Source organism: Pseudomonas nitroreducens (genome assembly GCF_014204515.1).
In the GTDB taxonomy this organism is placed as follows: Bacteria; Pseudomonadota; Gammaproteobacteria; order Pseudomonadales; family Pseudomonadaceae; genus Pseudomonas; species Pseudomonas nitritireducens_A.
This window is the reverse complement of the sequence record NZ_JACHLI010000066.1, coordinates 1-8,601: the sequence shown is the minus strand read 5'-3', so window position 1 is coordinate 8,601 and position 8,601 is coordinate 1. Positions and strand designations below refer to the sequence as shown.

10 protein-coding genes are annotated in these 8,601 nt (G+C 64.6%); 7 read left to right on the top strand and 3 right to left on the bottom strand.

Annotated elements, in window-relative coordinates; all coding sequences use genetic code 11:
* The first annotated feature begins 521 nt into the window (after nt 1-521).
* Nucleotides 522-719 carry a hypothetical protein gene (locus tag HNP46_RS35355; protein ID WP_184598907.1) on the top strand — a complete coding sequence of 66 codons (198 nt, stop codon included), beginning with the start codon at nt 522-524 and terminating at the stop codon, nt 717-719.
* Between the two features lie 156 nt (nt 720-875).
* On the opposite strand, the gene HNP46_RS35350 is transcribed toward HNP46_RS35355, so the two are convergent.
* Nucleotides 876-1,199: a hypothetical protein gene (locus HNP46_RS35350; protein ID WP_184598904.1), complete on the bottom strand. Its 324-nt coding sequence runs from the start codon at nt 1,197-1,199 to the stop codon at nt 876-878.
* A gap of 179 nt (nt 1,200-1,378) precedes the next feature.
* On the opposite strand from HNP46_RS35350, the gene HNP46_RS35345 reads away from it, so the two are divergent.
* From HNP46_RS35345 to HNP46_RS35330, 4 genes are all read left to right on the top strand, one after another.
* A complete protein-coding gene (locus tag HNP46_RS35345) occupies nt 1,379-2,167 on the top strand; it encodes an ATP-grasp domain-containing protein (protein ID WP_184598902.1) in 789 nt (262 codons plus the stop codon).
* A 101-nt stretch (nt 2,168-2,268) separates the two neighbouring features.
* Entirely contained in the window at nt 2,269-3,153 is an 885-nt protein-coding gene (locus HNP46_RS35340; protein WP_184598900.1) for a LysR family transcriptional regulator, read from the top strand.
* 187 nt (nt 3,154-3,340) lie between these two features.
* Nucleotides 3,341-4,177: a bifunctional allantoicase/(S)-ureidoglycine aminohydrolase gene (locus HNP46_RS35335; protein WP_184598898.1), complete on the top strand. Its 837-nt coding sequence runs from the start codon at nt 3,341-3,343 to the stop codon at nt 4,175-4,177.
* Nucleotides 4,178-4,360: 183 nt separating this feature from the next.
* Nucleotides 4,361-4,882, top strand: a complete 522-nt coding sequence (locus tag HNP46_RS35330) for a hypothetical protein (protein WP_184598896.1) — start codon at nt 4,361-4,363, stop codon at nt 4,880-4,882.
* 4 nt (nt 4,883-4,886) lie between these two features.
* Here the strand turns inward: HNP46_RS35330 and HNP46_RS35325 are convergent, their stop codons facing one another.
* The gene (locus tag HNP46_RS35325) at nt 4,887-5,735 is read right to left on the bottom strand and encodes a CAP domain-containing protein (protein WP_184598894.1); all 849 of its coding nucleotides are present in this window, start codon (nt 5,733-5,735) and stop codon (nt 4,887-4,889) included.
* 234 nt (nt 5,736-5,969) lie between these two features.
* On the opposite strand from HNP46_RS35325, the gene HNP46_RS35320 reads away from it, so the two are divergent.
* Nucleotides 5,970-7,412 (top strand): sensor domain-containing diguanylate cyclase, encoded by a 1,443-nt coding sequence (locus HNP46_RS35320; protein ID WP_184598892.1) that lies wholly within the window; start codon nt 5,970-5,972, stop codon nt 7,410-7,412.
* A 7-nt stretch (nt 7,413-7,419) separates the two neighbouring features.
* On the opposite strand, the gene HNP46_RS35315 is transcribed toward HNP46_RS35320, so the two are convergent.
* A complete protein-coding gene (locus HNP46_RS35315; protein WP_184598890.1) occupies nt 7,420-7,713 on the bottom strand; it encodes a putative quinol monooxygenase in 294 nt (97 codons plus the stop codon).
* A 195-nt stretch (nt 7,714-7,908) separates the two neighbouring features.
* Here HNP46_RS35315 and HNP46_RS35310 point away from each other — a divergent pair, with 195 nt between their 5' ends.
* Entirely contained in the window at nt 7,909-8,499 is a 591-nt protein-coding gene (locus tag HNP46_RS35310) for an NAD(P)H-dependent oxidoreductase (protein ID WP_184598888.1), read from the top strand.
* Nucleotides 8,500-8,601: the final 102 nt, after the last annotated feature.

Here is an 8,601-nt window from a genome sequence, read left to right as displayed (position 1 = left end):
TGAAGGGACTGAGCCCCGTTCAATACAGGGCTCAGTCATTGGCAGCTTAGCGGCCCAGTCCAACTGTCCAACTTTCGGGGGTCAGTTCACACCGGGGGCTTTTCCGTTTCTCGCCGATCACTCCCGCGAACTGCCCCCGGCCGACGGAACCCCATTCCAGAGGCATCGCGTCGACCACCCGTTCACCTGTCTGCGGCCTTAAGTGAGTCTTAAGGAATCAGGCGCATCGTTCACACGCGAGAGCAAGCTGGCCTCATAAATTCACACGCAGGCCAGGCGGTTTTCCAACCCTCATCTACGCTTCTACCTGACGCGGGGAGTGCCGGGAACGAGCGATTCAGCGCACCTTGCTACGCCCGTTCGTCGCGCCAAAAGGTAGTAAAGAAGCTAGAGAGGGGAACCGTTGGCGATAACAGGTGCCCAAGTTTCTGTGTTCCACGCACCTATGCGAAACGAACAGTGACTCGCCCCGCTTCCGGCGAGGCTATCCAATTCAATCCGGCGCTTAGGGATGACGAGAAATGAAACTGCGTAAAGAAATCGAGAAAGCAATCCGTGAAGCCAATGGTGACCGTGCCATTGCCGCGCTGGCTATCTGTGCCCTGCTCGACGAGAAAATGAAGCTGGCCGAGAAAGGCTGGTTCGACGACGATCCGCTGCTGCTCAACGCCCTGAAGGATTCCGAACAAATTCCGGCCCTGCTCCGCTCCGCCGCCTGACGCATCCTCCCGGCCCCTGTCCAATCAGGGGCCAGCCTGCTTCGACTCCTCCTCCACCTCCATTCCACGCCCGCTGCACGGCCTTGATCTCCGGCGTCCTGCAAAGTTGCCGCCGCGGGGTCAGGATGGACCGCAAACTCCCCATCCCGTCAGGCCCTAGGGCGTCCCCATCCGCGCCGTATCGGCAATGGCGTTGCAGGTTTCCGGGTTGAGGCAGTAGGTGATGTAGGTCGCCTGCTTGTTACAGCCGCGCACACCGATGGTGTACTCGGTGCGCTCCATGGCACGACGGACGCTGGTGACCTTGCTCGACAGCACACTGCTGGTGATCGACTCGCAGTTCATCTCGAACTTCGCCCGCGACTCGGTGGCCTTGAGCGCGGCCTGCTGGTTGGAAGCGAGGAACTCTTCGTTGCTCATGCAACCGGACAACGCGGCGACCGCAGCCAGCACCGGCAGGAAGATCGGTGGACGTTTCATGATGACGCTCTCCGTGTGTTTCCCCCGGATATGGTCAGCAGGTGGAGTCTAGATGGCGGCAGGAAAATCGGCATGGCTCGGCGATATCCCCACGTGGCTGCCATAAACGATCAGGCCAGCGGTGACAGCAAGTAGGCCGCGGCCTAGCATGCATGGCTCACTCCTCAGGAAACGATGCCGTGCACCTGATCTACCCTGCCGCCCCTGATGTCCCCAGACGCGTCGATGAGACCTACGCCGCTGAATTCGACGCTGCTCGATCTGCCGGGCTCGGTTGCTCCGTGATCCCACTGGAAGAACTGGGGACGAACGGAGCACGAATCAGGCCAGCATTTCCTGAAGGCTCCACAGTGCTTTATCGCGGCTGGATGCTCGATGCGCCAGCCTATCGCGAGCTCTGCAGCGCCATTGGTGAGCAGGGCGGACAGCCTCTGACGTCACCCGAGCAGTACCTGCACTGCCACCATTTGCCCAACTGGTACGCACAATGCAGTTCCTGGACCCCGGAAACCCTTGTGTATCCGATCGGCACCGACCTGACCCACGCCTTGGCGAGCCTCGACTGGCCGGCCTTCTTCATCAAGGACTACGTGAAGTCCCTGACCACCCAACGCGGCTCGGTTGCCACGACACCAGAGGAGGCTGCCGAAATTGTTCAATTGATCGAGCGTTATCGCGGCGCCATCGAGGGCGGCATCTGCGTTCGTCGCTTCGAACAGCTGGAGCCGGAGACCGAAGAGCGTTACTTCGTCGTCAAGGGGGTGCCCTACGGTCGCGACGGCTTGGTCCCAGAACTGGCTCACCGCATCGCCGCCAGGGTCGAGTGCCCCTTCTACTCGATGGACCTCGTGCAATCGGCGACTGGCGAACTGCGCCTGATCGAGCTGGGCGACGGCCAGGTCTCCGACCTCAAGCACTGGCCTGCGGATCGTTTCGCCCAAGTACTGGCTGCAATGCTCGAAAAATAGCGCCTGGCGCAGGGGCGGCAAACTCCTGCCGTACTCTGGATTGCTGGAACAGGTGGGGAGCTGATAAAAGCAGATATCCCATTTGAAAACCCGATGCCGCCATGAGCGACAGTGACAAACCAAATACACGCCTGTTCGACCTCGACCTGCTCCGCGCCATCGTCACGGTGGCCGACTGCGGCAGTTTCACCACGGCGGCGGCGCGTCTGCATTCGACCCAATCCACGGTCAGCCAGAAGATTCGCCGGCTGGAAGAGATGGCCGGGCATCGCCTGCTGGAGCGCGGCAACCGTGATGTGTTGCCCACCGATGCCGGCGATACGCTGCTGGGCTATGCCCGGCGGCTGTTGGCGCTGAATGACGAGATGGTCGAGGCGTTGTCCGGCGCCACGGTGGCGCTGACGGTGCGTATCGGCGTGCCGGACGATTTCGCCACCGGGCGCACCACCGAACAGTTGGCGGCGTTCAACCGTCGCTATCCGCAGGTGAAGCTGGAGGTCACCAGCGGGCTGAGCCGCGACCTGTCGGCCAGCTACGATCGCGGCGAGCTGGACCTGGTGCTGCTCAAGCAGCGACAGAACGCCCGCGAGGCGGTGGCCTGCTGGCCGGAGAAGACGCGCTGGGTGGACAGCGCGAAGAACGCCTGCATCGAGCTGGACCCGCTGCCCATCGTCACCTTCCCGCCGCGCGGGGTGTATCGCGACGAGATGATCGCCGCGCTGGAGTCCATTGGCCGGCGCTGGCACATCAGTTTCACCAGTTCGAGCCTGTCCGGCATCCAGTCGGCCATCGCCGACGGCATGGGCATCGGCCTGCTGCCGCAGCGCGCGGTAACGGCCGGGCATGCCGTGCTGGCGAAGAATATCGGGCTACCCTCGGTGGACGTGTTCGAGGTGGCGATGCTGCACCGGCCGGCCGTGGACCCGATGGTGAAGGAACTGGCGCGGGTGTTGTCGAAGGTTCTGGCCCAGGACACAAGGGCTTGAGTGCCTGGCACGCGCATTCATAATTCGAATACAGCGGATTCCAACATTTAATTTGTGCATGAACACGCCGCTGGATATCGTGGCTTCCAGCGACGGCCAGCGCTCCGACACGCGCGCCGCTCTGCACCAATTGCTCACCACGGCGCCGAACGCGCCGGGCAGCAAGACAACAATGAGGAACCAACCCATGGCCAAATCCACCTATTACGCGCCGCACGGCGGGCACCCGGCACAGACCGAGCTGCTCACCGACCGCGCCATGTTCACCGAAGCCTATGCCGTGATCCCCAAGGGCGTGATGCGTGACATCGTCACCAGCCACCTGCCCTTCTGGGACAACATGCGCATGTGGGTCATCGCCCGCCCGCTGTCCGGCTTCGCCGAGACCTTCGCGCAATACATCGTCGAACTGGCGCCCCAGGGCGGCAGCGACAAGCCCGAGCAGGACATCAACGCCGAAGCGGTGCTGTTCATCGTCGAAGGCGAGCTGACCCTGACCCTGCAGGGTGAAGTGCACCAGATGCAGCCGGGCGGCTACGCGTTCATTCCGCCGGGCGCCGACTACAAGGTGCGCAACACCAGCGGCCAGCACACCCGCTTCCACTGGATCCGCAAGCACTACCAGAAAGTCGACGGCGTGCCGCTGCCCGAAGCCTTCGTCACCAACGAGCAGGACATCGAGCCGAAGGTGATGCCCGATACCGAAGGCCGCTGGAGCACCACCCGCTTCGTCGACATGGCCGACATGCGCCATGACATGCACGTGAACATCGTCAACTTCGAGCCGGGCGGCGTGATTCCGTTCGCCGAGACCCACGTGATGGAGCACGGCCTGTACGTGCTGGAAGGCAAGGCGGTGTACCGCCTGAACCAGGACTGGGTCGAGGTGGAAGCCGGCGACTTCATGTGGCTACGCGCCTTCTGCCCGCAGGCCTGCTACTCCGGTGGCCCGGGTCGCTTCCGCTACCTGCTGTACAAGGATGTGAACCGTCACATGCGCCTGACCCTGAATCAGCCGCACTGAGCGGACGATTCAGGCGGGAAGCGTCACTGATTCCCGCAGCAGCAGACGAAAAACCGGCGCCCAGGCGCCGGTTTTTCTTTGGGGCGCGATCCGGGTTGCGACCTGCCTCGCATGGCAAGCGCCGCGCAGTCTGCTACAACGTCTGGCTGAAGGACGTTTTGCAGTCGCCCAGGAGAAAACCACATGGAAGTCCGGTTCTTGCCGCAGACCGAGTTCGACAACGTCCATTTCTATCGCGCCGTGACCCTGCTGATCCTGCTGGCGATGGCCGTCTTCACGCTGATCAAGATGTTCGCCGGGGTCGTCGCGCCGTTTTCCGGCCTGCCGCTGGTCCTGCTGATCCTCGGCGCGCGCTTCGCCGTGGAATGGCGACGGGTGTCGCGGGCGGAACCGGCCTTCATCGACAAGGGCGAACTGGTGCTCTGCGGCAGGCAGAGTCACCGGCAGATCGCCCTGGAGAAGATCAGTTCGGTGCGCAGCCGCCACAGCCTGTTCATGGTGCGGCGCTATCGCTCCTGGACGGAACACCTGGCCTTCGTGGAATTCACCCTGGTCAACGGCGAGCGCGTTTCCACCCTCGCCGAGAGCGGCGTGTTCGAATTCCCCGCGGCCAAGGGCACGCTGGCGGCGATCGAGTCAGCCATCCTCGCGGCGAAGGTGAAGCGCCAGGCCGGCGAGCCCGGCCTGCTCAGCGGTGGTCGCTGAGGGCTCAGGGCGAGCCGAACATGGCCGTCCAGTAGATGCCCGCGTCGCTCTTCGGGTCTGCCGCATACGCAGCGCCAAGCTCGGTGTACTGCGGGTTCATCAGGTTGGCGCAATGGCCGGGGCTGGCCAGCCAGCTGTCCACCACCTTCTGTGCGTTGCCCTGCCCGGCCGCGAGGTTCTCGCCGATGCGCTGGCCGGCGTAGCCGTCCAGTTCCGCGCGGTCGCCCGGCGTGCTGCCGTCGCGGCCCTTGTGGTCGAAGTAATTGTTGTTGGCCATGTCGCGGCTGTGGGTTTCAGCGGTGCCGCCCAGGGTGGCGTTCCAGCTCAGCGCCGGGGCGTTGCCGAAGTTCTGCCCGCCGCACTGGCGCGCCTGGCCACGCGCTCGGTTGATCGCCTGCAGCAGTTGCTGGCCCTCGGCCTCCCAGGTACCCAGCTTGCCCTGCAGCAGCGGCCGGCCGAGGAGGATGCGCCAGTCCTCGCCCTCGCGGTTGACGCCGACGTCGACGAACTGCGGGTCCAGCAGCACCTGGCAGAAGCTCTCCTGCAGCGCCTTCATCGCCGCCGTGGCATCGCGCGGGCCGATCAGGCTGAGCATGCGCACGCTGCTCATGGGGTAGCCGGTCTGGTTCAGCGCAGTCTTCCAGTCGCCGACGCTGGCGGGAATCGCCAGGCGCGGCTCCAGCGCCAGCGGCGGCAGCCCCTGCGAGGCCGTGCCGGCGCAGCTCTGCACCTCGCCGCGGTAGGCGTTGATGGCCTGCACCAGGTCCTCCTGGTCGGCGGCGGTGGCGAGGCTGGCGGACAGCAGCCCCAGCGGCAACAGCAGGCTACGCACGAAGAGGGACGGGCTGGGCATGAACGGCTCCGGGAGTGGAAAAGGGCTCAATGATGCGGGATTTCTCTGCGTTTGGCTGCGGCCGGCGCGTTCCGGTTCCCTTGCCGGAAAAACCCGGCAACGTTTGCCTCATCCGGCCTGGGGAGAATTCCCAGGGAGCCTGACATAAGGCAAGGGAGTTCCTGAGTGCGATTGAACGCCAGCCGCCAGCCCTGAAGACTGAGGAACCTGAAGTCATTTTCCGAGGTGGGCGAGGTGCTCAAGCCGGCTCGTGTGTTCTGCTTCATCTTCCTGCTGGCCGTGCTCGCCTCGCTGCTGGCCGGCTGGCACATGCTGCAGATGAAGGACGACGCCCTGGCCTACGCCCATGCCAGCGGCAAGAACACCCTGCTGCTGGTGGAGCGCGAGTTCCACCGCGACCTCGACGTGCACGCCCAGACCCTGCAGACCCTGGCCAACGTGGTGACCGGCCCGGCTACCCCGGCGCTGTCCCAGCAGGTGCTGCAGGAACTGGTGCAGGGCCATGCCGCCGGCTCCGTGCAGTCCGGCACGCTGGTGGTGACCGACGCCGACGGCCAGTTACTGGCGGACCTGAACCACGCCGGCGAGTCGAACCACGACCTGTCGACCCGCGAATACTTCCAGGCGGCGCGGGACAACCCCGGCCGGCTGCTGCTCAGCCATCCCTTCATACCGTCCTATCCCAGCTCCTCGACGAGCGTCGCGCTGTCGCGCGCGGTGCTGGACCGTGACGGCAACTTCGTCGGCGCGGTGGCAGCGATCAAGGAACTGCAGCACCTGGAAGCCTTCGTCCGCGGGCTGGACCTGGGCAAGTACGGGGTGGTCTCGATCCGCCTGCTCGACGGCACCGTGCTGGCCCAGTGGCCACCGGAGCCCCGCCGTGCCAGTGAGGAAGAAGCCGGTACCTTCCGCGAATTCATCGACAGCGGCCGCAGCGACTACTTCCGCCAGCAGAGCAGCACCTCCGACGCTTACTGGCGCGGCTACCGGCGCATCGGTGACTACCCGGCGGTGGTCTCGGTGGAGCTGTGCCGCGAGGCGATCTTCCAGACCTGGACGGCACGCACCTGGATCAGCAGCGGCCTGCTGGTGGCGATCAACGCGGCGACGCTGTTCTTCGTCTACCGCCTGACGCAGCACCTGCGCCGGCGCGATGCCAAGGAAAGCCGTCTGCGCAACGAAGCCGACACCGACCCGCTGACCGGCCTGCACAACCGCCGCTGGTTCGACCAGAAGGCCGAATGCGAGTGGCAGCGCCGCCGCGCCGGGGACGGCCACCTGGCGGTACTGATGATGGATATCGACCAGTTCAAGGCCTACAACGACCACTACGGCCACCCGCGCGGCGACCTGGCGCTGATCAACGTGGCACACCTGATCGGCCGGGGCTGCCAGCGCGAGGACGACGGCGCGGCGCGCTATGGCGGCGAGGAGTTCGTGGTGATCCTGCCCGGCTGCGACAGCGCCGGCGCCGCCCGGATCGCCGAATCGATCCGCCGCTCGGTGGAGGACACCGCGCTGCCCCACGAAAAGGGTGCGCGCGGCATCGTCACCATCAGCGTGGGCGTGGCCAGCACCTCCGACAGCGAGGCCGCGAGCATCGGCGAACTGATCGCCGCGGCGGACGCCAACCTCTACAAGGCCAAGGAAGGTGGACGCAACCGCGTGGTGGCCTGAGGCGAGGTCAGAGCGGCTGCATCACCTCGACTTCCTGGATGGCGAAATCGCGGCGCAGGTAGTCCATGCGCCGCTCGTGGAATTCACGCATGTGCGGCAGCGCGCTGTGCACGGCCAGGTGTTCGCGGCTCTGCCAGACCTCGAAGAAGGTGAACAACGTCGGATCAGCGATATCGCGCAGCATGTGGTACTGGATGCAGCCGGCTTCGGCGCGGCTGGGCGTCAGATAGGAACGGAAAAGGGTTTCGAAAGCTTCGGCTTTTTCCGGGCGGGTGTGGGCCTGGAGGATGAAGGCGTACATCGGCGGGTGTTCCTGTTGCGGGGAAAGATTGCCTAATCCTGACGCAAATCAAACCTTCTCATTCTTGATTCTTGCGCACGGATCATTTGTCCGGAAACGGGTTTTTCCGCCCCGCCCCGGCCGATATCCTGCCGCCATCGAATTTCCCCAGCGCACTGCTCTCCAGCAGGCGATGCCCACTTCAGGAGCCTTCCCATGAAAAAGATTCTGCTGATCAACGGCGGCAAACAGTTCGCCCACTCCGACGGCCGCTACAACGCCACCCTGCACGAAGCCGCTATCGCCCACCTGGACCACGCCGGTTTCGACGTGAAGGAAACCTTTATCGACGGCGGCTACGACATCCAGGAAGAAGTGCAGAAGATGCTCTGGGCCGACGTCATCGTCTACCAGATGCCCGGCTGGTGGATGGGCGCACCCTGGACGGTGAAGCAGTACCTCGACGAGGTGTTCACCGCCGGCCACGGCAGCCTCTACGCCAACGACGGCCGCACCCGCTCCGACGCCTCGCAGAAGTACGGCAGCGGCGGCCTGCTACAGGGCAAGCAGTACATGATCTCGGCCACCTGGAACGCGCCGCAGCAGGCCTTCGATGACCCGACCGACTTCTTCGAAGGCAAGGGTGTGGACGCGGTGTACTTCCCCTTCCACAAGGCCAACCAGTTCCTCGGCCTGAGCCCGCTGCCGACCTTCCTCTGCGTGGACGTGATGAAGCGCCCGAATATCGAGGGCGACGTGGCGCGCTACCAGCAGCACCTGAGCGAAGTGTTCGGCGCCAAGGCCTGATTGATCGGGCGTAGGAGATTCTATGTCTACCCCCGCGTATCGGCCGCAGGCCGATACGCCTGCTCAGTCGTCATCAGGGCAAAGGCAATGCGAGTCAGTTTG